Source organism: Acinetobacter sp. SK-43 (assembly GCF_015351505.1).
Classification (GTDB): domain Bacteria; phylum Pseudomonadota; class Gammaproteobacteria; order Pseudomonadales; family Moraxellaceae; genus Acinetobacter; species Acinetobacter junii.
Genome location: NZ_JADKPY010000076.1, coordinates 19,072 through 43,668 on the forward strand (window position 1 = coordinate 19,072; position 24,597 = coordinate 43,668).

At 37.2% G+C, this 24,597-nt stretch carries 18 protein-coding genes and 1 pseudogene; 7 read left to right on the top strand and 12 right to left on the bottom strand.

The window, feature by feature from the left end:
- Positions 1–30: 30 nt before the first annotated feature.
- Both IRT38_RS14305 and IRT38_RS14310 read right to left on the bottom strand, forming a co-directional pair.
- The gene (locus IRT38_RS14305; protein ID WP_004660848.1) at positions 31–1,308 is read right to left on the bottom strand and encodes a hypothetical protein; all 1,278 of its coding nucleotides are present in this window, start codon (positions 1,306–1,308) and stop codon (positions 31–33) included.
- A gap of 178 nt (positions 1,309–1,486) precedes the next feature.
- A pseudogene (locus tag IRT38_RS14310) lies at positions 1,487–1,633 on the bottom strand (transcription elongation factor GreB); the annotation flags it as partial.
- Positions 1,634–2,004: 371 nt separating this feature from the next.
- On the opposite strand from IRT38_RS14310, the gene IRT38_RS14315 reads away from it, so the two are divergent.
- Positions 2,005–3,114: a transglycosylase SLT domain-containing protein gene (locus tag IRT38_RS14315; protein WP_004908222.1), complete on the top strand. Its 1,110-nt coding sequence runs from the start codon at positions 2,005–2,007 to the stop codon at positions 3,112–3,114.
- Positions 3,115–3,169: 55 nt separating this feature from the next.
- Here the strand turns inward: IRT38_RS14315 and IRT38_RS14320 are convergent, their stop codons facing one another.
- Together IRT38_RS14320 and ttcA are read right to left on the bottom strand one after the other, a co-directional pair.
- Positions 3,170–3,553, bottom strand: a complete 384-nt coding sequence (locus IRT38_RS14320) for an SCP2 sterol-binding domain-containing protein (protein ID WP_004676693.1) — start codon at positions 3,551–3,553, stop codon at positions 3,170–3,172.
- 197 nt (positions 3,554–3,750) lie between these two features.
- Positions 3,751–4,656, bottom strand: a complete 906-nt coding sequence (gene ttcA / locus IRT38_RS14325; RefSeq protein WP_194598069.1) for a tRNA 2-thiocytidine(32) synthetase TtcA — start codon at positions 4,654–4,656, stop codon at positions 3,751–3,753.
- Positions 4,657–5,150: 494 nt separating this feature from the next.
- Between ttcA and IRT38_RS14330 the strand changes: the two genes are divergently transcribed.
- Both IRT38_RS14330 and htpX read left to right on the top strand, forming a co-directional pair.
- Positions 5,151–6,011, top strand: a complete 861-nt coding sequence (locus tag IRT38_RS14330) for a lytic transglycosylase domain-containing protein (protein WP_227592176.1) — start codon at positions 5,151–5,153, stop codon at positions 6,009–6,011.
- A 214-nt stretch (positions 6,012–6,225) separates the two neighbouring features.
- Positions 6,226–7,131: a protease HtpX gene (gene htpX / locus IRT38_RS14335; RefSeq protein WP_004908232.1), complete on the top strand. Its 906-nt coding sequence runs from the start codon at positions 6,226–6,228 to the stop codon at positions 7,129–7,131.
- Positions 7,132–7,205: 74 nt separating this feature from the next.
- On the opposite strand, the gene IRT38_RS14340 is transcribed toward htpX, so the two are convergent.
- The 3 genes from IRT38_RS14340 to IRT38_RS14350 form a co-directional block, all read right to left on the bottom strand.
- Positions 7,206–7,790, bottom strand: a complete 585-nt coding sequence (locus IRT38_RS14340) for a DUF4112 domain-containing protein (protein WP_004908234.1) — start codon at positions 7,788–7,790, stop codon at positions 7,206–7,208.
- A gap of 78 nt (positions 7,791–7,868) precedes the next feature.
- On the bottom strand, positions 7,869–9,206 hold the full coding sequence (mgtE, locus tag IRT38_RS14345; RefSeq protein ID WP_194598070.1) for a magnesium transporter: 1,338 nt from the start codon (positions 9,204–9,206) through the stop codon (positions 7,869–7,871).
- A gap of 299 nt (positions 9,207–9,505) precedes the next feature.
- Positions 9,506–12,610, bottom strand: coding sequence for a multidrug efflux RND transporter permease subunit (locus tag IRT38_RS14350; RefSeq protein WP_194598071.1), 3,105 nt, complete (start codon positions 12,608–12,610; stop codon positions 9,506–9,508).
- 318 nt (positions 12,611–12,928) lie between these two features.
- Between IRT38_RS14350 and IRT38_RS14355 the strand changes: the two genes are divergently transcribed.
- Positions 12,929–14,542, top strand: a complete 1,614-nt coding sequence (locus IRT38_RS14355; RefSeq protein ID WP_194598072.1) for a phosphoethanolamine transferase — start codon at positions 12,929–12,931, stop codon at positions 14,540–14,542.
- A 152-nt stretch (positions 14,543–14,694) separates the two neighbouring features.
- Complete coding sequence (locus IRT38_RS14360; RefSeq protein WP_194598073.1) at positions 14,695–15,831, top strand: glycerophosphodiester phosphodiesterase; 1,137 nt, start codon at positions 14,695–14,697, stop codon at positions 15,829–15,831.
- A gap of 34 nt (positions 15,832–15,865) precedes the next feature.
- Here IRT38_RS14360 and pnuC read toward each other — a convergent pair whose 3' ends face one another.
- Positions 15,866–16,435, bottom strand: a complete 570-nt coding sequence (gene pnuC / locus IRT38_RS14365; RefSeq protein ID WP_194598074.1) for a nicotinamide riboside transporter PnuC — start codon at positions 16,433–16,435, stop codon at positions 15,866–15,868.
- A gap of 382 nt (positions 16,436–16,817) precedes the next feature.
- Here pnuC and IRT38_RS14370 point away from each other — a divergent pair, with 382 nt between their 5' ends.
- Both IRT38_RS14370 and IRT38_RS14375 read left to right on the top strand, forming a co-directional pair.
- Positions 16,818–17,762, top strand: coding sequence for a DMT family transporter (locus tag IRT38_RS14370; RefSeq protein WP_194598075.1), 945 nt, complete (start codon positions 16,818–16,820; stop codon positions 17,760–17,762).
- Positions 17,763–17,872: 110 nt separating this feature from the next.
- The gene (locus tag IRT38_RS14375; protein WP_194598076.1) at positions 17,873–19,477 is read left to right on the top strand and encodes an alpha/beta hydrolase family protein; all 1,605 of its coding nucleotides are present in this window, start codon (positions 17,873–17,875) and stop codon (positions 19,475–19,477) included.
- Positions 19,478–19,505: 28 nt separating this feature from the next.
- Here IRT38_RS14375 and IRT38_RS14380 read toward each other — a convergent pair whose 3' ends face one another.
- From IRT38_RS14380 to ftsH, 4 genes are all read right to left on the bottom strand, one after another.
- Entirely contained in the window at positions 19,506–19,820 is a 315-nt protein-coding gene (locus IRT38_RS14380; RefSeq protein ID WP_004956036.1) for a DUF5713 family protein, read from the bottom strand.
- A gap of 110 nt (positions 19,821–19,930) precedes the next feature.
- A complete protein-coding gene (locus tag IRT38_RS14385) occupies positions 19,931–21,544 on the bottom strand; it encodes a vWA domain-containing protein (RefSeq protein ID WP_194598077.1) in 1,614 nt (537 codons plus the stop codon).
- Between the two features lie 120 nt (positions 21,545–21,664).
- On the bottom strand, positions 21,665–22,522 hold the full coding sequence (gene folP / locus IRT38_RS14390; protein ID WP_194598078.1) for a dihydropteroate synthase: 858 nt from the start codon (positions 22,520–22,522) through the stop codon (positions 21,665–21,667).
- A 179-nt stretch (positions 22,523–22,701) separates the two neighbouring features.
- Positions 22,702–24,597, bottom strand: a complete 1,896-nt coding sequence (gene ftsH, locus IRT38_RS14395; RefSeq protein WP_004956031.1) for an ATP-dependent zinc metalloprotease FtsH — start codon at positions 24,595–24,597, stop codon at positions 22,702–22,704.

A 24,597-nucleotide genomic window follows, 5' to 3' on the forward strand; every position in this document is an offset into this window, starting at 1 on the left:
AATGTTGATTAGATTTTTTACTGCTAAAAATTAAAAATCAGGTTTTATCGTTACTTTATCACTATTTAACCACTTATGTATTAACTCATCACCACTAAAAGTAGTCCAAGAGAGTCCATCATTTATTATACTTTTACAAACAAAGTACTCTAAGCAAGTATAACTCCAATTAAATCCAATATTTCGTGTATGAGATGGAACTTTATTATTTAACTTACAATGTTCTAAGTAAGATGTGATCCTCGCGATAAACATCTTATTCACAGAATAATATCTATCTTTTCTTTCTCCATGCTCTAAGCTATACAAATTTGAAGCAACTTTATCCGCATGATAACTTAACATACTATTTACAACTAAGAGATTATACTTTTCAACTAACTCTATAATTACGTGATCCAATTCAATAGATTTTTCAATTGGGATGGGTTTATATTTTTGTATATTTAAAATTAACTCATATGCATCAATTTTCTTTTGCTCGATAACAAACTCTCTAATTTCTTTAACATCTAAATAATCCAGTTCATAATAGTCTAATTCTATACTTAATTCTTCCAACATTTGGTTAAAACTTCCACTAATTAGATCTAAATTTAAAAAGGTGTTCCCATCAAAAAAAATATACTTGTATTTTTTATATCTACTGGCTAGTTCAGCACGTATTAAATGTGAGTTTTTATAAAAAAATTTATTTGTATCATTAAATACCCCAATAATTTCATCTGTTTTTTTACTATTAAAAATGACTCTTTTTTTATACAATGACTTAATTAAGAAGTTCTGATTAGCTCTTTCAGTAATAAACATATCTTTCCAAATTTCTTTATCCAATTTACCATACTGATTTACTTGGCATTTAAGAGCAATTAGATACAAATAAATTTTTTCTAAATAAGTTAAATTAAATGAATTTTTCATAAATAAAAATGAATAGTCATCTTTTATAACTGATTCAATTTTTTCTATAATTACTTCAGCTTGGTTATTTATATCTTTACTTAAACAATTTTGGCAACTTAATTCATCTTGAAAAAGCTTTTTTAACTCCATACGTGATCTAGCCTTAATTTTTTGATTACAACTAAGACAATTTGAATTTTCAATAGTAGATGTAACAAAACTAAATTTAGCAATGATAGCTTCTAAGTTAGAAATATTATTGAATCCATGTTTTTTTACAAGATTTTTTAATGAATATTCAAAATCATGTGTTTCCCAACTTAATGCCCAATAATCCTTAATAAGTAAATCATAAGTTTTTGATTCATCATCTATAACGTGTATTAAGATATTTTGTTTAGTCATTGTGGAAAATTTTATCAATAATTTCTTAAAGTATTCTATTTTTCAACTAGTTAAACTCTAGATCCATTATTGAATTGTAACTGAAGTATAATAGTACAACTAAATAGTATACATACTATTTATAAGTTTTTGTTTTTTATTAACAATTAATATTTTAGTATGAAATATAGGGTTATTTTTGGTAATCAGCATTTTCCGAACGATCGCCTAAACTTGCTGCCCAATTTACTTTTTTAGTGATCTCAGGTCGCTCGTCATGCCAAAGCTTTTTCAACTCGGCAACCAATAAATCATGTCCTGTACGAGTAATTAAATTCGATTTCATAGATAAAAATACGCTATTACAACATTCCATTTACAAGATTTAGCATTGTATTCCTTATTTGATCATCACCAAAGTGTATAAATTTTATTCTTTTTCAAATCAGACGGTTGTGATGTATTTCTCTTTTTTTTACTGTACAAAATTTGACAATCAGTTTTTTGACCCTTAATATGCGCCCCTAAGTTAGTTTTTGTTTACTTTTTATACATTTTGTAAATGTTGTGAAACATTTATTAAATATCCGATCAACCCAATGTCATTTTGAATGACGTTCATGACTTGCCCACCCCTTATCGAATTTATCAACTTTTAAAAGCGAAGTTTTTGTTTTCTGAGCTTTTAGGGCATAAATTATCTGTAGCGGAGACAACATGCACAGTAATTCAAGTTCTGGGTCTAGGCCTAGCCTTAACTCTTTATCTTCTAAACGTCCATTTCAAGCTTTAGCTTTAGGATTCGCAATCCTTCCTTTTAATAGCTTGAATGCTGAGAAATCTCATCAATACAACACAGTCGTAACGACAAAAGTTTTAACCGTGGTTGCAGTTGAAAATCCAACCACAGTTTTTAAAGACGGCGAATTTTTACATGGTTTCGGTTACGATTTAGCTCGAAACTACGCACAAAGTCTCAACGTAAAGTTAGATTTTAAGACCGTACCTGACAATGCCACTGCTCTAAAGTGGATTGCTCAAGGCAAAGCAAATCTTGCAATGACCACAGCAAATCTTGCAACGATAGAAAGTAAACAGCTTGTTTCCTTTTCTGCAAGTTGTGGCGATCAAGCAACTTTGAGTAAAAATGGTTTAAACCCTCAATTAAACTGGGTGTTTAAACAAGCTGACGATCCATTGACTTTAACTGCGAGTGGTTTTGTTTGCCAAAGCAAACAGTCAGGAACAACTCAGCAATTAGCCTCTTTTTATAATCGTAATGTCGTTAAACCTGAATCTTGGTCAACGATTCAAAAAGATCTCAATCAGCGTCTTCCAATCTATAAGGCAAGCTTTAAACAAAGTGCTGCGAAATATAATTTAGATTGGCATTTATTAGCTGCAATTGGTTATCAAGAATCATATTTAAAACCCACTTCGGTGTCTCCCACGGGTGTTCGTGGTTTGATGATGCTGACGAGCAGCACAGCGCAAGCAATGGGTGTAACTAACCGTACTGATCCAATACAAAGCATTCAGGGCGGTGCTAAGTATTATGATCTTATGTTAGATCAATATGAGAATGTTCCCTATCCAGATCGTAACTGGTATGCGCTGGTTGCATACAATATGGGGCCAGGTGCAGTAAATCAGATTCAAAAACGTATTAAGGCTCAAGGTAAGAACCCAAATCAATGGGTAAACCTATATGACTATTTACAGCGTAATCAAGCGCGTAATGGTCGTTACAAGCAAGCATTACAGTACGTCACCCGAATCCGTACATATCTAGAGCATCTAAAAACGAGTAATCGTATCGAAGTTTAAAATGCTCAGAGCAAAAAAAAGCTTACCAACGGTAAGCTTTTTTTTATGAATAAACTTATGCAGTTTGTTCAAGAACCTTTTTGAATAAATCTTTTTGTTCTTGGCTAGGCTTAGCAGTTTGTAATGCCATCAATTGAGACATGTCGCCTTGCACTTTAATTTTACCTGTCATGAATGCTTGCATAGCAGCTGCCATATCAAACTCTAAGAACACTTTACGTAGAGTCTCTGCATCCATATTTAAAGTTGTTTTAGCATTTGGAGATAAACCCTTTTGGATTTTACCAGCGTCTAAAGCTAACTCTGTATTTCCAGCTGCATCTGTTACAACTAAGTTAATCGCTAAGTTTGCAAGTGCTGGTGGTAAATTTAAATCACCTGCTTCAGCAGTAAGTTTTTCAACAGTTGCAAACCAATCATCAGTTAAAAATGCAGCCATGATTATTCCTCAAATGTATTTGTTCAGTTTCTTGTGCCATCTATCCAGACGACATCACATGAAGCTTTTTGCTCGTGCCCTGTTATAGCATGTAATTTTTATTTTAGGCTATGATTTTTTGTACGCGATATTCAATTTTTAAAAAATTTATAAAGAAAAGGCACTTATCAAAGTGCCTTTTAAAAAACTTTTACATTTTACTCTGCAGCAAAACTCAAATTCACCACATCGAGACGATTTTTCAATTCTTCTGGATCTTTCATATCAAACTCACGTTGACTATCCAATGCCTCGAAATCAAATAATTCACGGTCCGCTAGTTGTGATGGAGAAACATTCTGTAATGCCCCAAAAATACTATGTAAACGTTTCGGATATTGTTTATCCCATTCACGTAGCATGTCATTGATGATCGCACGCTGTAGATTTTCTTGCGAACCGCAAAGATTACACGGAATAATCGGGAACTTTCTTAACTCTGCATATTTGATGATGTCTTTTTCTTCAACATATGCCAATGGACGAATCAGAATGTTCTTTTTATCCGAAGATAATAATTTTGGTGGCATCGCTTTTAAACTGCCGCCATGGAACAAGTTCAAAAAGAATGTCGCCATGATGTCATCACGGTGATGACCTAATGCAACTTTAGTCGCGCCAATCTCTTGAGCAAAACCATAGAGTGAACCACGACGTAAACGAGAGCAAACAGCGCAATACGTTTTACCTTCTGGCGTTAAACGCTTAGTAATCGTATAGGTATCCTTTTCAAGGATATAATATGGAATATTATTTTCTTCCATATAACGTGGTAACACGTCTTCTGGGAAACCAGGTTGCTTTTGGTCAAGATTCACAGCCACGATATCAAAATTGATCGGTGCAATGCGCTTAAACTGCAACAAGATATCAAGCAATGTATAACTGTCTTTACCTCCAGACACACATACCATTACCTTATCGCCATCTTCGATCATGTTGTAATCACGAATTGCATGCCCTACTTGGCGACGAAGTTTTTTCAACAGGCGATAATACGCCGAACTTGTCGGAAGTTCTGGCTTGAAATTAAATCCTTGGTTGGACTCCACTGGCGCGTACATAGACGTGATTTACCCATAAACAAAAATACCGCGAGATTTTATCCGATTCCGAAAATTTGCGCACCAAAAGAATTTTTCAATTTCTTTCATTCGTCATATTCAAAAAGGATACTGACAAAACCTGCATCAAATTTGATCAGATTTAGCTAGATTGCTTATATTTCAAACTTTTCCACAGTTTTCCACAAAACCTGTGGATAAAATTGTGGATTTCTTCGCTATTGACAAACTGCTTTTATCTGAAAATAAGGCTTCCGATCAAATTGATCACTTTTTAACCAACGCTTTTTAACAATTAAAATCAATTACTTATATATGTCAAGTTTTCGTTTTCAAAAAAAATATTTAATTTTTTTTGATGAACATTCGCACAAAAGGACTTGATTTTTGTCAGACAGTCAAAATTAAAAAAATTGTAGCAAAAGTTTTTTTTATGATTTTTTTTGTTAAACTGCTGTGAAGAAATTATGCTTTTTTTTGCGAATATTATAACGATGGATAGTAAAAATTATTTTTCCGCCCTTTGGTTGGGGACAGTCGGTTTAATGAGCTGCTCAGCAATATATGCTGGTCAGACCATTTATCAATTCAAAGATACTAACGGCACCACACTTCTCACCAATAAGAAAAAGGCAGAATATAGCCATCTCAAAGTGGTGAAAGCCACTTATTATCCTGATAGTAATATTCACAGTTATAGCAACTGGGGTGCGAGTGAAGCTTCAGTACTTCCTAGCTATAGTCGTAATAAAAATGCATTTGATCAAATAATTCGACAAGCAGCTCAACAACATGGAGTTGCAGAAGGATTAATCAAAGCCGTGATGCATACTGAATCAGGATTTAATATCAACGCACGTTCTCCTGTTGGCGCCCAAGGTTTAATGCAACTCATGCCAGCAACGGCTCGACGTTTTAATGTAAGTAATGCATACGACCCTCAACAAAACATATATGCTGGTGCAAAATACCTCAGTTGGTTACTACGCAGATTTAATGGAAATACTCAACTTGCACTTGCAGCCTATAATGCTGGTGAAGGTAATGTTGATAAATATGGTGGAATTCCTCCATTTAGAGAAACTCAAGATTATGTCCGTCGAGTAACCAGTCGTTATCAAAACTTATATGCTTCTGGTCTAGGCATGAGTAATCCATCGTCTGCTCAAAGTGGACAAGTACTAGTTCAGTCTGCGAACTACACTACTCCACCACGAAGCGAACCGAGTCCTCCACCAAAACAATATAATCGACAAATCATTACCCTAGCTGATGGTACTTTTACTGATGCACCATCAGGTACATATACTACGGCAAATGCAACTGCATCCGCTCGAATAAATATTAGTGAATGATCGTTTAGCCTATATTCTCATACTATGATTTTTGTGTTGATTTTATAACTTTTTCACTCGCTAAGTGACTGTTTAAATACTAGTTCATTGTTTTATTAGCTTAATGTATCTACACCCATTTTTTGCTTGAATTTTTAAGCATCGCCCTGCATATTATGATCATGATTTAAATTTATAAATCAGATTACTTTTTCTTTACATGAGGGTTTTCTCAATGATGCGGATTGGTTTGTTCTTGCTAACCAACCTCGCGGTACTGGTTGTAGCTGGCATTATCTTGTCACTCTTCGGTGTCGGTAGTTACCATGGCGCGGGTGGCTTGAATCTAGGCAACCTTTTGGTCGTCTGTTTTGTCTTTGGTATGGTGGGTTCATTAATTTCCCTCTTCATGTCGAAGTGGATGGCTAAAAAAACCACTGGAACTGAATTAATTGACCCAAATGCGCCTCGAAATCAGGCTGAAGCGTGGTTGTTACAAGAAGTTGCTCAATTATCCCAACGCGCAGGTATCAAAATGCCTGAGGTGGGTATCTTCCCGTCATACCAATCAAATGCGTTTGCAACGGGTTGGAACAAGAATGATGCTTTAGTAGCTGTATCAACTGGCTTACTTGAGCGAATGAATAAAGATGAATTGCGTGCGGTTCTTGCACATGAAATCGGTCACGTTGCAAATGGTGATATGGTCACTTTGGCATTGATACAAGGTGTTGTGAACGCCTTTGTGATGTTCTTTGCACGTGTAGCAGGCGATTTCATTGACCGCAATGTCTTTGGTCGTGAAGATGGAGAAGCACCTGGTCTTGCTTACTTCGCAATTACGATTGTTCTCGATATCGTATTTGGTATTTTAGCCTCTACGATTGTGATGTGGTTCTCTCGTCAACGTGAATACCGCGCAGATGAGGCTGGAGCACGTTTAGCGGGTAAACAAGCGATGATTTCTGCATTACTCCGTTTACAAGCAGAATCAGAGATGCCTGATCAAATGCCAAAAGAAATGAAAGCTTTTGCGATTACTGAAGGTAAAGAGCAAGGTTTCAGCTTAGCGGCTTTATTCCAAACTCACCCAAGTATTGAACAACGTGTAGCAGCTCTACAACAATTAAATGTTCAATAATTCAAATAGATTAAACAAAATAAAGCCTCCTTAATGGAGGCTTTATTTATATTTATGAGTGCAAATTAAGCCGATTAGAATGACTGATAAAGTTGCCATAAATAACTGACACCGAGCCAAACAGCGAGAATCAGTAAGATCAATACAGCAATTCCTAATAGATCAGGAATACGTAACCAAATCCAACTGACAATAGGATTACGCCAAAATGCTGAGGTCTTTTGCTTTTGTTCCAAAGACTCATGCAAAAAAGGATGTACCACATGAATATCACTATGCACTTGGTATTCCTCACGGATGTGGTCATGCACAATCTCTAATGTTTTACGACTTGGACGGATAAATACATCAAATAGTGTCCCAACAATCGGTACAAATCCAACCAGCATATCGAGAATGGCAAGCTTAATTACACCAGCTAATTTATGTTGCGGTACACCAACTTCTTTTGCTTTTTTAAAGGCATACATGGTCAGAATGAAACCCGCAATATCTCCTGCAAATGGGATTGTGCTTAATGCAGCATCCGCACCAACGCCCTGTTTCGTGAAGGGAATTCGGACTAAACTATCCATTGTGTTAGCAAATTTAGCTAAATCTCGCTCGACTGCGATTGCTTGCTGTTGAGTTAATTTTTTTTGTTCTGTTTGACCAGTCATCAACCTAACCTAAAAACTACGTTTATGCTTGAGAATAAAGTAGTTTTTAGATTTTGTCGGTACATTTATTATTAAAATTTAGAATAAAATCATTGAAGCAATAAACAAATAAACAATGACACCCGTTGCGTCACAAATCGAAGTAACTAAAGGCGCAGAAGCACTTGCAGGATCTAAACCAGCTTTGTTCAGAATAAAAGGCAAACTCATACCAATCAAACACCCCATCAATACGATTCCCATCATACTTAGGGCAAGGACTAAAGCCACCATTTCATCACCACGGAAAAAACCTAGTAATGATACGGCGATCGCCATTGTTCCCCCCAAACACAACGCGACTAGGCTTTCACGTCCGAGTAAGTGAAACCAATCCTTAAATTGGACATCGCCTGTCGCTAATGCTCTCACCATCAGAGTAGATGATTGCGAACCAGCATTTCCTCCACTCCCCACAAGTAATGGTAAGAAAAAAACTAAAACTAAGTTTTGGGCAATAACATCTTCGTAGCGCGCTATTCCGATACCTGAAAGCAAACTACCAAAAACTAAAAACACCAACCAAAAGACACGTTTTTGATAGAGCTGAAGAATCGGAGTAGATTTAATACTAAGTTTTGATGATGCATTTACTGCACCTACTTTTAAAAAGTCTTCTGTTGCTTCTTCACTTGCCACATCCATTGCATCATCATAGGTCACGATACCGACCATCATGCCCTTGCGATCAATAATCGGCAATGCCAATAGATCATAACGTGCAATCGTCTTTGCAACCTCATCTTGGTCTGTATCGACATAAGCTGTCAGTACATTGGTTTCCATAAGTAGATTAATATTTTGAGCTTCAGCTGCCAAGATGAGTTGCTTTAAGGATAATACACCTAGAAGCTTTCTAGCTTCATCGAGAACATATGCAAAATAAATCGTCTCAGTGTCAGGAGCCTCTAAACGCAACATTTTGATTGCCTCATTGACCTGCATATTGGGTTTTAAGGTTGCATATTCCGAACTCATAATCGCACCAGCTGTTCCTTCTAGATAGGATGCAAGCTGGCGAATATCTTCTCTTTCAGCCTGTGCGAGTGCAGGCAACAATGCATTTTGTTGATCTTCATCCAAACACTTAAATACATCTGCACGTTTATCAGATGACATTTCACCTATGATTTCAGCCAAGGTATTTCGTGGCATAGCTTTTGCTAATTTGACTTGTGCATTCGGTGCTAGATATGAAAACACGTAGGCACGATCAGGCAAATGGGTCAATAATAATTGACTTTGATCTAAAGATAACTGGGTCAATACATCTGCAATATCAACAGGGCGAAATGTTTTTAGCGATGCTAGAGCGAGTTCGATATGATTATTTTTTAACGCGTCGCTTAATAAATATAAAAAGTTGTTATAGCTCATGTGGATCTCTTCACTACAAATAATCAGCAATGAAGAGTGATGTACAGTCAATTATTTGACTGATAAAAGAAGCTCTTCATCCTGATTTTGATGAATAAAAAAATGTGAAATTATGAATAAATCACAACTATGTATGTCCATTTAGGGAACAAAACCTCTTAGAACCGCTTATGCGGCAGGGCAATACTACAAATATTTCTTTTTATACTCAACCTACACAACAAAAATGAACAATTTGAGTCAAAGGTAAAATACCTCCTATCAAATTGTTCATCCGTAAAAATTAAAGCTTTAATAATCTATAATTTTGCAGTTTTCATTTTAGGCTTAAAGTAATGTGTGACTAACACGTACATAAATGGAATAAATATCAGCACCAAAACAGTTCCAAAAACCACACCGCCAAACACACTAAAACCAATCGCTTGTCGGCTCAGCGCTCCTGCTCCTGTTGAAAACATTAATGGGATAACACCCGCACCAAAAGCAATTGATGTCATCAGAATCGGTCTTAAACGTAAACCTGCCGCATGCAATGCCGCATCTAAACTATTGCGACCCTGTTGCTGTAAGCTTGCTGCGAACTCAACCATCAAAATTGCATTCTTACATGACAAACCAATCGTGGTTAGTAGTGCAATCTGAAAATAAATATCATTAGCAAAGCCAAATAGATAGCTAAAGATAATCGTTCCTCCAATTCCTAAAGGAATGGCTGCCATCACAACAGATGGAATAGACCAACTTTCATAAAGTGCTGCTAAACAAAGGAAAATAAACGCGACTGAAACCAGATATAACCAAATCGCTTGATTACTCGATTGTTGCTCTTGATAAGATAAACCACTCCATTCCAATCCGACTTCGGGCATTTGATCTACTAAAGTTTGAATCGCTTGCATGCCTTGCCCACTGCTAAAACCAGCAGCTGCATCAGCCTCGAGATTGATCGCAGGGTAACCCATAAAACGCTCTAACATCGGTGGTGCACCTTGCCAATCTATTTGGCTGAATTGAGTAAAAGGCACCATTTGTCCACTGGCATTTTTTACATACCAATAGTTCAGATCCTCAGGCTTTGAACGATATGGTGCATCACCTTGTAAATAGACGCGTTTGATCCGTCCACGATCAATAAAGTCATTGATATAGCTTCCACTCCAAGCAGTAGATAAAGTTTGGTTAATATCATTTACATTAAGACCATGAATCATCGCAGCCTTATAATCGATCTTGATATTTAATACGGCTTGATCATCATTGCTTTTTTTATCGAGATTCTCTACAGAATCCTGCTGATTGCCCTGCTGTTGTAAAGCTTCAAAAGACTTCACAAGACTATCCCGCCCCAGACCTTGAGTATCCTGAAGCCAGAAATCTATTTTGTCTGAGTTACCTAAACCGCGAATCACTGAAGGCATAATCACCATGATTCGCGCTTGATTATTTTTGGAAAAATATTGCATCGCTCTAGCACGAATCTGTTGAGCACTATTTTCTGAACCAGGTCTATCATCCCAATGTTTAAGAGAAATAAATGCTTGTCCAAGGTTTTGTCCTGTACCAGAGAAATTTCGACCATGGATGACCATGACACCATTCAAATTTGCTTTTTCATTTTCAAGGAAATAATCAGAAATCGTCTTACCTACCGCTTCTGTTTTACTCATCGGTGTACCTTGTGGAAGCGTAAATTGTACTCCCAGCAAACCTTGATCTTCTTGAGGTAGGAAACTCGTTGGAAGAATTCGATAAACCAAAACAAAACTTGCAATTAAGCCAACAATCGCGATTAAAGAAAATACTTTAAAACCAATAACCTTACTTGAAAACTTCAAATAACGCGTTTTGATATTGTCCAAACTATTATTGAACCAGACCGCCCATTTCGCCTGTTTCTGTTGCGGTTTGAGTAAAATGGCGCACATTGCTGGAGTCAAAATCAAAGCAACAAAAAGTGATAGCACCATGGCAACGACAAGGGTTATCGAAAACTGTCGATAGATAATGCCTGTTGCTCCACTAAAGAACGACATCGGAATAAAAACCGCAGTTAGAACCAACGTAATCCCGACCAATGCTCCACTGATTTCCTGCATGGACTGAATCGAAGCTTGTTTAGCACTTAATTGCTGTTCGTGCATAAGACGTTCAACATTTTCAACCACAACAATCGCATCATCGACCAACAGGCCAATTGCCAATACCATCGCAAATAATGTCAGGGTATTAATGCTCATCCCTAAAACAGATAAAACAGCAAACGTCCCCAAAATTACAACGGGTACGGTCACAGCAGGAACAAGTGTTGCTCGCCAGTTTTGGAGGAAGATAAACATCACCAAGACAACGAGGATAATTGCCTCAACTAATGTCGAAACCACTTGTGACATAGACTCTTTTACAAAAGGAGTATCATCACGTGGATACACCACAAAATACCCTTCAGGTAATGCTTTTTCTAATCGAGCGACCTCTTTATATACTGCATCAGCAACTTGCATTACATTTGCACCAACGGTCAATGACAGCGAAAGACCTGATGCTGGATAACCATTTAAACGGTTAAAAACCTGATAATTTTCTGCTCCTACTTCAACGCGTGCGATATCTTTTAGATAAATAAATTGCCCATCATTATTTGCTTTTACGACGATGTTTTCGAATTGTTCAGATGTTCGTAACAAAGACCCTGAGGTCACTTTCGCATTCAGATATTGATTTTCAACCGAAGGGAGTTCTCCAATTGCACCTGCAGCTACTTGAGTATTTTGATTTTCTAATGCTGATCGAACATCACTAACTTGTAATTGATAGCTCTGTAGTTTTTGTGGATCCAACCAAATTCGCATTGCATACTGCGAACCAAAAATATTAACTTCACCAATCCCTTCAATACGGCTCAAATTAAGCTCAAAGTTATTGGTCAAATAGTCAGAAATATCTAAATTTGTTGAACGTCCAGATTTATCACCTAGACCAATCACCATAAATGAATCGCTTAATGACTTGCGTACGTTCACCCCTTGACGTTGAACATCTTCAGGCAAACGATTGATTGCCCCATTAACTGCATTTTGGACTTGGACTTGTGCTTGATCTGGATCTGTGCCCTGTTCAAAGAACAAACTTATTCGGCTATTACCACTCGCATCACTGCTGGAGCTAAAATACAGTAAATTGTCGATTCCTTTGATCTGTTGTTCAAGCACTTGCGTAACACTATCTTCAACAGCTTGAGCATCTGCACCACTATAAGTTGCAGAAACAGTAATTCGAGGAGGCGCGATATCTGGATATCGCTCAACAGGGAGATTTTGTATCGAAAAAATACCAACCGCCATAACGATAATCGCGAGTACGGTGGCAAAAATTGGTCGCTCAATAAAAAACTTGGATAGCATGGCTGTTCATTCCATTTTCTGAAACAGTCAATTGTTAAATGAGACTAATAAGAGTAGTTCAGTTCTTGATCATTACTGAACAATTAAGCAAACACCATGCCTTTTAACATATCATTTCAAATCGAAGGAAATGAGGAGAAATAATGGATTTTATTACAAGGTTCACATCTTAAATGTATGAAGCATTTTGAAATGAAGATCATACATTTAAAATTAATTTACTGCGCAATCAAATACTTCACAAATACAGATTGACAGGTCAAGAACTTCCACAGATATTAGCGTGTTCGGCTCTCTCTCCTATTGTACTTGACATTTATGACGGCAAGCTTAAAAAGTTTTAATATTCTGCTACTTATTCTGTTGCCTGCTCTCGTTACAGGTGGTTTGTTAATTGTTGCAGGAAACCTATCAGATGGTTTACGTCTAGGTTTTTTATCCCTACCAGGCGTTATTTTTACTTACTTTGCAATCACACGAAGAAATACATACTGGTATATTTTTTCTTTGTTGTGGTGGTTTATTTTTTTACTCGACTCACTGCTCAGATCAAGTACATGGTTTCTTTTCAGTAGTGATAGTGAAGCCTACTTTATTATTGAAGCGATTGCCAATACTAATCGCCAAGAAATTTGGGAATTTCTACAACTTCATTCAGTCGCAGTATCTACTGTTTTTATCAGTTTAATTATTCTCATCGCGCTGCATAGTTTTGCAGTCTTTAAATTAATTAAAGTTCAACATGTAGAGCAAATTTGGCAAAGTAAAATCTTTCGCTCATTTATCATTTTGCTTACCGTATTAAGTCTGACTAGCTATTTGATGAAACCTTCTCGCAAGGTGCATCCTCTTATTTTTTGGACAGAATATCAAACTAAGATTCAAGATTTCCGCGGGCGAGTAAAACAACATAAGAATGTACATAAGCAATGGGATTTAAGTGCTGAAAAAAATCTAGTCATGACGCGACAGGCCAAAGGTAAACAAACCCATGTCCTAGTGCTTTCAGAAAGCTTAACCAGTTTGAATCTTGGCATTTGCGGTTACCCTAGAGATACCACTCCTGAGTTGAATAAACGACTTTCAGAGATTAAAGTTTTCTGTAATGCATTTTCGCCATCGTCATCTACCATCAATGCTTTACGTGTTTTATTGACTGAAAGCCCTGCATCAGAACATAAAAAATATTCACCCGAAAGTGTATTGGCTTATGCTCGAGCAGCAGGATATAAAATTTATTGGCTAAGTAATCAAGATGATAGTTATCTATCATCATTGTTTGGCTCTTATGCGGATCAAGCCATTTATAAAAATACCCGTTCAGGTCGTAGCAGCTCATCTTTAGATGAAAATTTACTCCCTATTTACCAGCAGGCACTTGCTGATCCCGTCGAGAAGAAGCTTATTATTTTACATCTGATCGGGACTCATCCTAATTACCAAGAACGCTACCCAACGACATTCAATAAATTTAATAGTAATAGTAATGATCGTGTTGAATCAGATTTAAAAGCACGAAATATCGATCCTTGGATTCGTTCCTTACGTAATGATTATGACAATGCAGTGCTATATGAAGATCATTTATTGGCAAAAATGCTGGACACTTTAAGAGCTGATCATTTACCTGATTTTAGGTCTTTCACGGTAGTTTCAGATCACGGTAATGAAGTTGGACATGAACTAGATTATGCTGGTCATAGCCCAACGACCAAAGCAGGCTACCAAGTTCCTGTCATCATGTGGTCGGATAAGTTAAATTTAACAGGCGTGAATAAAGACACAAATCTCAATACTGCTGAACTGGATCAGAATTTAATGCATATCATGGGCTTGAAAGATAAATCCTCTTCCAATCATTCGTATTGGCTAGATCAAGATTATCGTTTTACACCTGAGGCAAATTGGCCCTACTGGGAAAATAAATCCTAAGAAAATTATTATCTCACCCAGTTTGATCAATAGATTAAGCTGGGTTTATTTTTATCTATAAAAAATTCATAAAATTATCATCTTATTGTCATCCGTTTGATAAATTTAATTTGCACACTGACTGCTTTAATTAAAAATGAAAGAGTCGATTTATGTTAAAAAAAGCAGTGATTTGCCTGAGCTTACTCAGTTTAGTTGGTTGTAATGATGACAATAATGATCAAACCAACTCCAAACAACCGAATTATGAGCTACCGAAAATCTTAGTCGTTGGTCATCGTGGTGCTAGTGCTCTACGTCCAGAACACACTCTCGCCTCCTATCAAAAAGCTATCGAAGATGGTGCAGATTTCATTGAACCCGATTTAGTTTCGACCAAAGATGGTGTGTTAGTCGCACGTCATGAAAATGAAATTAGTGGAACAACCAATGTTGCAGAATTGCCAGAATTTGCTAATCGTAAAAAAACTAAAGTCATTGACGGCGTAAGTATTGAAGGCTGGTTTACAGAAGACTTTACCTTAAATGAGCTACAGCAACTGAAAGCGCGTGAACGAATTCCACAGTATCGACCAGAAAATACTAAATACAATGATTTATATCCAGTTCCGACTCTAGAGCAAATTATTGAACTTGCTGATGCTCATTACGAAAAAACCGGCAAGATTGTCGGCTTATATATAGAAACGAAACATCCAACATATTTCCAAAATCAAAATCTAGCAATGGAAGATCGTTTACTTCAAACTTTATCTAAATATAAATACAGTCGAGATATTGCTCCAATCTATCTTCAATCATTTGAAGTAAGCAATTTAAAATACCTTAAACAACAGTTAGATTTGCACAAGAGCCTCAAACACGCACAACTCATCCAGCTTTACGATGAACAATCAGCTCGACCAGCAGACTATGTTGCTAAACAAATCTCGACAACATATGGAGATATGGCAACCGCTCAAGGCTTAAAAGAAGTGGCAAGCTATGCAAATGGTGTTGGACCATGGAAAGTATATGTCTTTAAAGATGCAAGCATGACTGCAACCACATCCTTTATAAAAGATGCACACGAAGTCGGTTTAAAGGTTCATCCTTATACTTTCAGACCTGAGAATAATTTCTTGGCTGAATCATTAAAATGCAGCTCAAAAGCTGACGAACGTTGTGAGTCTGGCTCTATCAAAGAAATGCAACTCTACTTTAAAGCAGGTGTTGACGGTGTATTTACTGATGATCCTGCTATTGGGCGTAAAGCAGTACAAAGTTATTTAAATACCATTGCACAATAAATCAAAAATGGGTAGTTTTAGACTACCCATTTCCTTACATCGCAATTTGATTGCGCTTTACCTGTTGCCATTGCCACCAACCATAAGCCGCTAAACCTACAAATACCGCATACAAGCCTGCTGTTAATAGTAACTCTTTATAGATAAACATACCCACATAAACAATATCAACGACGATCCATAAAATCCAAGTCTCAATATATTTTCGACTTGTCCAATAGGTTCCTAGTAAACTAAATGCTGCTAACTGTGAATCCAGCATTGGAACAGATGCATCCGTAAATTGCTTAAGGAACACACCGAAGCACAAACCACCAATCGACGCTAAAATTATCTGCAGATACACCGATTTTATATTTATTGTTTCAACGCGAATTTCATGATCTTGGCGTTTTCCTGTCAGCCATACATACAATCCATATAGATTCATACCTACAAAGAAGAACTGTAGAATCGTTTCGCCATAGAGCTTAAAATTAAAAAAAAGATATGCATAGAGAACACATGCGAATACATTAAATCCCCAACACCACATATTTCGCTTTATGGTTAAGCTAACGCCAATAATACTAATTAAAACGGCGAAAATTTCTAAATTAGACAAATTAATACTTCAATGTAGCCCGATCTGTTTATTATGAGAAATTCTATTTAATAATCAATTTTTAAAATATGATTTTCCTTAAATCTATTTTATTGCCACTATAAATACGACTATTTTTTAGACATATCTTATGTTATAAAAATTACAAATATTCAGTTAAACCTCTTATGACTAAATCGAAAAGTTTTTCTCCACGCTTAGTACAAATTTCGCATCGCGTCTCAGCCTATGCAGCATGGCGACGTGTCTGCATTTTTATGCGAGGAAACTTTTCTAACGTTGATCAAATGAATAACTAAATAAAACATTCACAACAGAAAGGTCGCCTCAACAGCGACCTTTTTTATTGCATAAAAAAACCTATCCATAAGGAAGTTATCAAATGACACAGTTACAACAAAAGAATTTTATTTCACCAACACAGACTTCGCCGACTGTAGCGATGTTTCACCCTCGCCTTGCTACAGTCGGGCAATTTATTGCGGTTGTATTGATTTGGTCGCTCACTCCATTAGCAGCCGTCTGGACCGTGCATGAGATTCATTGGGCGTGGGGCTTATTTATCCGATTCAGTTTGGCCATTCCTTTAGCACTCATTTGTTTAGTCTGCTTTCGACTTAAATTAACCCTCAGTAAACAGGCACTGATGAGTTATCTCGCAGGTGCATTAGGATTATTTGGTTCTATGACATTTTGCTATATGGGAGCAACTCGAGTTTCATCGAGCATGATTTCAATCATTTATGGAACAGCACCTTTATGGACAGGTTTGATTTCAGTTTTTATCCTTAAACAAGAACGATTTCATAACCGCCAATGGTTTGGTCTGACGATTGCCTTTATAGGCTTGTTACTGACAATGGGTATCGGTTCACGCGATATTCAACTTGATCTTGTTGGCGTGATTTATGAAATCATTGCAGTGATGCTCTATGTATTATCTATGTTTGCAATTGCACGAGTTGGAGCTGGTATACACCCTATCATTCAAATGACAGGTTCAACGATCGTGTCATGGTTAGGTTATGTATGCCTACTTCCCTTTTTTCTGTCAGCAATTCCAACAGAGCTGTCAAGCATTCAAACCTCTATAGCTTTACTCTATAGTGCTTTGTGCTCTTCAGTTTTGGCTATGATTTTTTATTTCCACTTAGTCCAAAAACTCAATCCAACAACAGTCATGCTCATTACGATTATTACACCAGTACTGGCAACAATTTGGGGCACCTTATTTAATCATGAGCAAATCCATTTATATTTGGTTACTGGATTGGGCTTGCTGTGTTTTGGTCTTTTTGCGTATACCTATCCTAGAACTAAATACTAGCTAATCAGAACTCGAGTTGGTCAGTAAAATGACCGACTCGTCGATAGCATAACCCGCTATGCTACAGTTACACTACTTATAGAAAGATTTATTCAAGGATGAAAGAATCAATGCGTAGTAGCCTTTTATGGATTTGGTTGGCTGTATTTTTGATTTTACAAGGCTGTGTGCATGCCACTGTTCAACCAAATCAAATTTCTAAAGCTCATACGACTGAGCTAAAACAACGTTATTATCAAGTCAAAACAAAAGCTTCTGATGGAACCTTGATTGCTTTTACCGTCTATCAACCCAAACTATCAACAAATCAAACTGCCCCATTAATCCTCCATACACATGGTTTCGGCCTATCTCGCATGAAGCGCCCTGAACTAAGCTTGTATGGTTTTCTACTTCCAACTGGGCAGGTTGCCAAATCAGCTTGGAAAAAAGGCTATTGGGTCATCAGTTTTGATCAACGAGGACATGGGGGGAGTCAAGGAAAGATTCGCTTAACAGACCCTGAAAAAGAAGCACAAGATGTCATTACGATTTTAAATTGGGCTGAACAAAATTTACCGCAACTGGCTAAAAATCAAAATGGTGTTCGTGCTGGAATGATTGGTGAATCCTATGCAGGTGGTGTGCAATATATTGCTTCAGCTTTAGACAAACGATTACAAGCAATTGTTCCTATTACGACATGGTACGATATTGTTGAAAGTTTAGCCCCAAATGGTGTGCCAAAAAGTAATTGGATTGATTTCTTAAATCTGATTGGAGACTGGTGGAACTGGAACAAATTCGACCCAGAATTAAAACAAGCATATCGAGATACTCAACAGCCACAACTCAACCCTTCCATTTATGATTTTCTAAAAACACATCAAGCTAGCTGGTTTTGCCAACGTGAACAACGTCCTCAGGCTGATGCTTTAATTATTCAGGGATTTAGAGATGTACTTTTCCCATTTAATGAAGGTGTGAAAGCAACAAAATGCTTGCAAGAAGCGAATCGTCAAGTTCATTTGATCGGTGTCGAAGGTGGGCATCTACAGCCATTTGCTCAACACTCTCCTTTGGGCAGTACACCTTTTTGGTATATTGGAAAATCTATTCGTTGTGGGAATCAAAAGAGCTACGATTTACAAAAAACCATAATAAGCTGGTTCGACCTCAAACTAAAAGATCAAAATTCATCATCTGAACTTCCTGAAGTCTGTATTGATCAAAGTCCAGTAATCCAAATCAATGATTTAAAAGCAATTACATCCTACGATTTGAACAAAACATGGATTGCACCAAACACAACTCAGGATGTATTTATTCCTATCCATACAGCAAAGCAAAAAAGCTTCATCACAGGATCGTCTTTATTGTCACTTGCTGTCGAAACAGAAAATGATGATGCAACTTTGTTTATTTCAATGGCAGTCAAGTCAGCTCAAACAGGGAAATATAAGACTCTTAATGAACAAACAACGCCATTTAACCCAAAACGTAAGCAGCTTTATGACCAAATTGTTTCTGGATTAAATTTAAAGACACAGAATTATCAAGATGTTGAGTTACCAAGCATTAATACCCATCTTCAACAAGGAGATACGATTGGGCTACTCGTTCATAGTCAAAGTAAATATTACAAAAGAGTAAAACAGAACAAAGTTGAAGCTTGGATTTCTGGCCAAATAAAGTTACCTAAATTATGGAGTGAAAAAGAGGTAACTCAGCAGTAATTATTAAATAATTATATCGAGAGTGTGATTACCACTCTCGATTGGCAATTAACTCTTCCATTTCGATATCAAGATAACCTGCATCTTGAACAATCATCATCATAGCTTCAGCGATATAATCTGCGGCTGTATCATCTAAACTTGACTCTAAATCTTCAAACTGAGGTTTCATCTCATTGATTTCTTTGATCGTTTGATGAGCTACTGCGTAAATTTCCATTTCAGATAAATCAGACCGACTGACTTTCTTTGAAAATTGCTTAATATGTTGTTTGATTTCAGCCACTAGAATATCGGGATAATAATCATCATCAAACATCGGGAGAAGTAAATTTTCAAACATAAAAATGAATACATCAATAAAACGACATGCTTATATCACAATCTCATGTAAAGCACGATATTTAGGCATAAAAAAAGCGGCTCTATCAACCGCTTTTTAGAAAACAGATTTTAATCTTTTCGTGCACTTAAATTCTTGGCGATCTTAGCAAGCTCTACGAACTCTGCACGCATTTGGTATGGATCAGGTTGAGTAGATTGCTGACCAAGTTGAATAATCTGATCCCAGCCCATTGCACCATTATATTGTCCACCTTTTAATTGCTGTGCATAGGAAGCTACTGCAATCGCAAATCTTGTATCACTATTGGCTTTTTCTAGAGGCTTGCTACCAAGCTGAACAGCTTGATTCAATAAGATGCTTTTATCTTGATTTGGCAATTTATAGCGCAAATTTACAAATGCATATTCTGTTTTCTTTGAAGCATCGATTTTTGTGCTTGCTTGATAGCGTGAATCATTATTCCAGCCTTGCTGACCCACAGGAATAATTTCATATAGTGCTGTGACATTATGTCCTGCACCAATGTCTCCAGCATCAACTTTATCATTATTGAAATCTTCCTGTTTCAACATACGATTTTCATAACCAACTAATCGATATTCTTTAACAGTTGCTGGGTTAAATTCAACTTGAATTTTAACATCTTGAGCAACAGTGGCTAATGTTGATGATAACTGACGTTGCACGACTTTTTTGGCTTCATTCTTATTGTCGATATAAGAGTAATTACCATCGCCTGCATCAGCGATTTGCTCCATTAATTCTTCATTGTAATTACCTGTACCATAACCTAATGCAGTCAAAGAAACTCCACTTTTACGCTTCTCAGCCACCATAGCTTTTAAGGTACTAAAATCTGTAATTCCAACATTAAAATCGCCATCCGTGGCTAATAAAATGCGATTGATTCCATTTTTAATAAATGCTTTTTCAGCTTGTTTGTAAGCTAGTTGTATCGCCTGCTCTCCTGATGTAGCCCCACCCGCACGTAGCTCATCAATTACACGAAGAATTTTATCTTTTTGATCACCTGAGGTGGGTTCTAAAACTAATTTTTCCCCGCTCGCATAAGTAATAATCGTTACTTTATCTTGGGGACGAAGCTGTTCAGTTAAGATTCTTAATGTTTGCTTCACTAATGGCAATTTATCTGGATCATCCATACTGCCTGAAACATCGACTAAAAAAACAAGATTAGCAGCAGGTAACTGTTTGACTGATAAATCTTTTGCTTGAATGCCAATTTTGATTAATTTGGCATTTTCTTTCCATGGAGAATCAACAGTTTCCGTTGTCACTGAAAATGGATGGATTCCAACAGGTTGAGGATATTGATAATCAAAATAATTAATCATTTCCTCGACACGAATAGCATCAACAGGAGGCAAGCGACCATCATTCAGAAAACGTCTTGTATTGGTATAACTTCCTGTATCGACATCTATACTAAAAGTAGAAACTGCTTGCTCAGCTACGCGATGAACTGGATTGACTTCATTCTTTTGATATTTTTCTGTGTTTACCTCAAGTTTTACTCGCTCAGGTGCAGGGATTGCAGCTATGTAAGACGGTGTAACCATCTTACGTGCCATTTCCGAAGACATGTGCGCAGTCGGCGGCGGTGACATAGCAACAATGCCTGTTTCCCTGACTGGATTACCACAAGCAACGAGCATAGAACTGAGTACTGCTAAACTCAAAATTTTCTTTGATTGATACATCTTAAAACCCCTAGATCTAATTTCAATTTTTTTAGATATGTCTTTTGCTTAATATTCTACGTAAAAAAATAAAGATACACCGTATGTTAATGTATCTTTATCTTCATAATTTCTCTTAAATTACAATGAACTGAACAACATTCTATTCCAAACATTGATTGCATCTTTAGTCGCCTTAACATCATGTACGCGAACAATACTCGCACCTTGCTGGATACTTAACATATGTCCCATGACACTCCCTACTGTACGCTCTTGTGCTGGTATACCTGCTAATGCATCACCAATAAATCTTTTCCTAGATAAACCAGATAGCAAAGGAAATCCCATGCGATTCAGTTTCCAAAACTCGTTTAGTAATTGAAAGTTCTGTTGAGCATTTTTAGCAAAACCAAAACCAGGATCGAGAATAATATTTTCAGGCTTGATTCCAACTTGAACAGCTTGATCTAGACGCTGTTGTAATTCTTGAATCACGTCCTCTGTCACATTTTCATATTGATCTAACTGATTCATATTAGTCGGCTCACCACGCATATGCATCAACACTACAGGTATATTCAATTCGGCAGCCGTTTCTAATGCTTGGGGACGTGTGAGTGCACGAACATCGTTCCAAATATGTGCACCTGCTTTCACTGCCGCACGTATCACCTCGGGCTGACTGGTATCAATCGACATGATCACATCGTGTTTTGATAATGCTTTAACCACAGGAATCACACGGCGAATTTCTTCTTCTAGTTCGACTGGTGAAGCATTTGGACGGGTAGATTCTCCGCCTATATCAATGATAGTAGCGCCCTGCTCAATCATTTGTAACGCACGTTGTACTGCTTGATCTTTTTGATGATGCAACCCACCATCGCTAAAAGAATCAGGAGTTACGTTCAGAATACCCATAATTTGAGGTTGAGATAAATCTAAACTTAAACGACCACACTTCAACTGACAATTTGGTAATGGCATCAACTGCATTTAGACACTCCTCTCTCTAGTTTGTATATATTAACAAGACTGAAGTGCGCAAGCTGATGATTTATTTTCAATAGAATAATAAAGTTGCAATTTCCAAGCTAACAAATGCTCATTTTATTAATATTTTTTTAGAACATAAAAAAAGAGCAACCTAAGTTGCTCTTTTAAATTTCAAAGTATTAACCCATTGCTGGTAATGGTGGTGGCGTAGATGGACCATCTTTTGGTGGTTCAAATGCAGCCACAGGATTCTCAGCAACATATACTTTTGGTGGACGGGGTTCACGCCCTTCCATGATGTCACGAATTTGGTCACGATCAATCGTTTCCCATTCCATCAAGGCTTTAACCATAGCATGTGCGATATCTTGATTATTTTCCAAAATATCACGAGCTACTTTATATTGTTGATCAAGAATACGACGAACTTCTTCATCTACTTTTTGTTGAGTAGCTTCAGAAATTGTACGACTACCAACATTTCCAAAGAAACCATTTTGGTTTTCATCTTCATAGACCATGACGCCAAGTCTTTCTGACATACCATATTTGGTTACCATCGCACGAGCCATTTTAGTCGCTCGTTCGAAGTCGTTTGAAGCACCAGTTGACATTTGATTAATGAAAACTTCTTCAGCAATACGACCGCCAAATAAGATTGAAAGCTCATTCAACATCTTATCTTTATAATGGCTAGTTTGGTCTTGTTCAGGCAGCTGCCATGTCACACCCAAAGCCCAACCGCGTGGCATAATCGTTACTTTATGCACAGGATCAGTACCAGGCAAGATTTCAGCAACGATGGCATGACCCGCTTCATGGTACGCAGTAGCACGACGTTCTTCTTCACGAATCACCATCGACTTACGTTCAGGACCCATGTAGATTTTGTCTTTTGCATCTTCGAAATCATGCATGTCGACAGTGTTCTTGTTACGACGAGCAGCGAACAATGCAGCTTCATTCACTAAGTTTGCTAGTTGCGCACCAGAGAAGCCTGGTGTACCACGTGCAAGGACTTTAACATCCACACCAGTCACTGAAGGTAATTTCTTCAAATGAACATTTAAGATTTGCTCACGACCACGAATGTCAGGTAACCCTACCATCACTTGACGGTCAAAACGACCTGGACGAAGTAAAGCTTTATCCAATACATCTACACGGTTTGTGGCAGCAATTACGATCACACCTTCATTGCCTTCAAAACCGTCCATCTCTACAAGCATTTGGTTCAAAGTTTGTTCACGTTCATCATGACCACCACCTGTACCTGAACCACGATGGCGACCTACAGCATCAATCTCATCAATGAAAATGATACATGGTGCATGACGTTTAGCTTGTTCGAACATATCACGAACACGTGAAGCACCAACACCAACAAACATTTCAACGAAATCAGAACCAGAAATACTAAAGAAAGGAACTTTAGCTTCACCAGCAATTGCTTTAGCTAATAATGTTTTACCTGTACCTGGAGGACCAACCATTAACACACCACGTGGAATAGTTGCACCAAGACGTTTGAATTTTGCTGGATCTTTTAAGAAATCGACAATTTCAACGACTTCTTGTTTTGCTTCGTCACAACCTGCAACATCAGTAAACGTTACCTTGATTTGATCTTCAGATAACATTTTTGCTTTTGACTTACCAAAACTCATAGGACCGTTTTTGCCACCAGCGCCACCGCCCATATTACGCATGAAGAACATGAATAATAAAATGATGAGCAATACTGGGAAACTCGCAATGAGAAGTTGCATCAAAATGCCTTGACGTTGCGGAGCTGTCCCCTCAACTACAACATTTTGTTTGTTCAAGCTTGGTAGCAACTCAGTGTCTTCAACTTGCGGGCGAACCGTTTCAAATGAAGAACCATTGGTTTTTTCACCGCTAATATTTAAACCGTCAATTGTGACTTGTTTAATCTGCCCAGCATTAACTGCTGCTACGAAATCAGAATATTTCATCGCGGCAGGCTTATTGCGGTCACTGACGTTGCTAAAAATCAAAATCAGAACACCGAGTATGATGAGCCACAATACGGCATTCTTGAAGTAATCGCTCAA

Bases quoted from the DNA above. Each gene is read 5' to 3' on its own strand.
- IRT38_RS14370 (WP_194598075.1), top strand. From the start codon at position 16,818: ATGACACAGTTACAACAAAAGAATTTTATTTCACCAACACAGACTTCG.
- IRT38_RS14315 (WP_004908222.1), top strand. From the start codon at position 2,005: ATGCACAGTAATTCAAGTTCTGGGTCTAGGCCTAGCCTTAACTCTTTA.
- folP (WP_194598078.1), bottom strand. From the start codon at position 22,522: ATGCAGTTGATGCCATTACCAAATTGTCAGTTGAAGTGTGGTCGTTTA.
- mgtE (WP_194598070.1), bottom strand. From the start codon at position 9,206: ATGAGCTATAACAACTTTTTATATTTATTAAGCGACGCGTTAAAAAAT.
- IRT38_RS14385 (WP_194598077.1), bottom strand. From the start codon at position 21,544: ATGTATCAATCAAAGAAAATTTTGAGTTTAGCAGTACTCAGTTCTATG.
- IRT38_RS14375 (WP_194598076.1), top strand. From the start codon at position 17,873: ATGCGTAGTAGCCTTTTATGGATTTGGTTGGCTGTATTTTTGATTTTA.
- IRT38_RS14380 (WP_004956036.1), bottom strand. From the start codon at position 19,820: ATGTTTGAAAATTTACTTCTCCCGATGTTTGATGATGATTATTATCCC.
- IRT38_RS14355 (WP_194598072.1), top strand. From the start codon at position 12,929: ATGACGGCAAGCTTAAAAAGTTTTAATATTCTGCTACTTATTCTGTTG.
- IRT38_RS14330 (WP_227592176.1), top strand. From the start codon at position 5,151: ATGGATAGTAAAAATTATTTTTCCGCCCTTTGGTTGGGGACAGTCGGT.
- ttcA (WP_194598069.1), bottom strand. From the start codon at position 4,656: ATGTACGCGCCAGTGGAGTCCAACCAAGGATTTAATTTCAAGCCAGAA.
- IRT38_RS14305 (WP_004660848.1), bottom strand. From the start codon at position 1,308: ATGACTAAACAAAATATCTTAATACACGTTATAGATGATGAATCAAAA.
- IRT38_RS14360 (WP_194598073.1), top strand. From the start codon at position 14,695: ATGTTAAAAAAAGCAGTGATTTGCCTGAGCTTACTCAGTTTAGTTGGT.
- IRT38_RS14320 (WP_004676693.1), bottom strand. From the start codon at position 3,553: ATGGCTGCATTTTTAACTGATGATTGGTTTGCAACTGTTGAAAAACTT.
- IRT38_RS14350 (WP_194598071.1), bottom strand. From the start codon at position 12,610: ATGCTATCCAAGTTTTTTATTGAGCGACCAATTTTTGCCACCGTACTC.
- IRT38_RS14340 (WP_004908234.1), bottom strand. From the start codon at position 7,790: ATGACTGGTCAAACAGAACAAAAAAAATTAACTCAACAGCAAGCAATC.
- htpX (WP_004908232.1), top strand. From the start codon at position 6,226: ATGATGCGGATTGGTTTGTTCTTGCTAACCAACCTCGCGGTACTGGTT.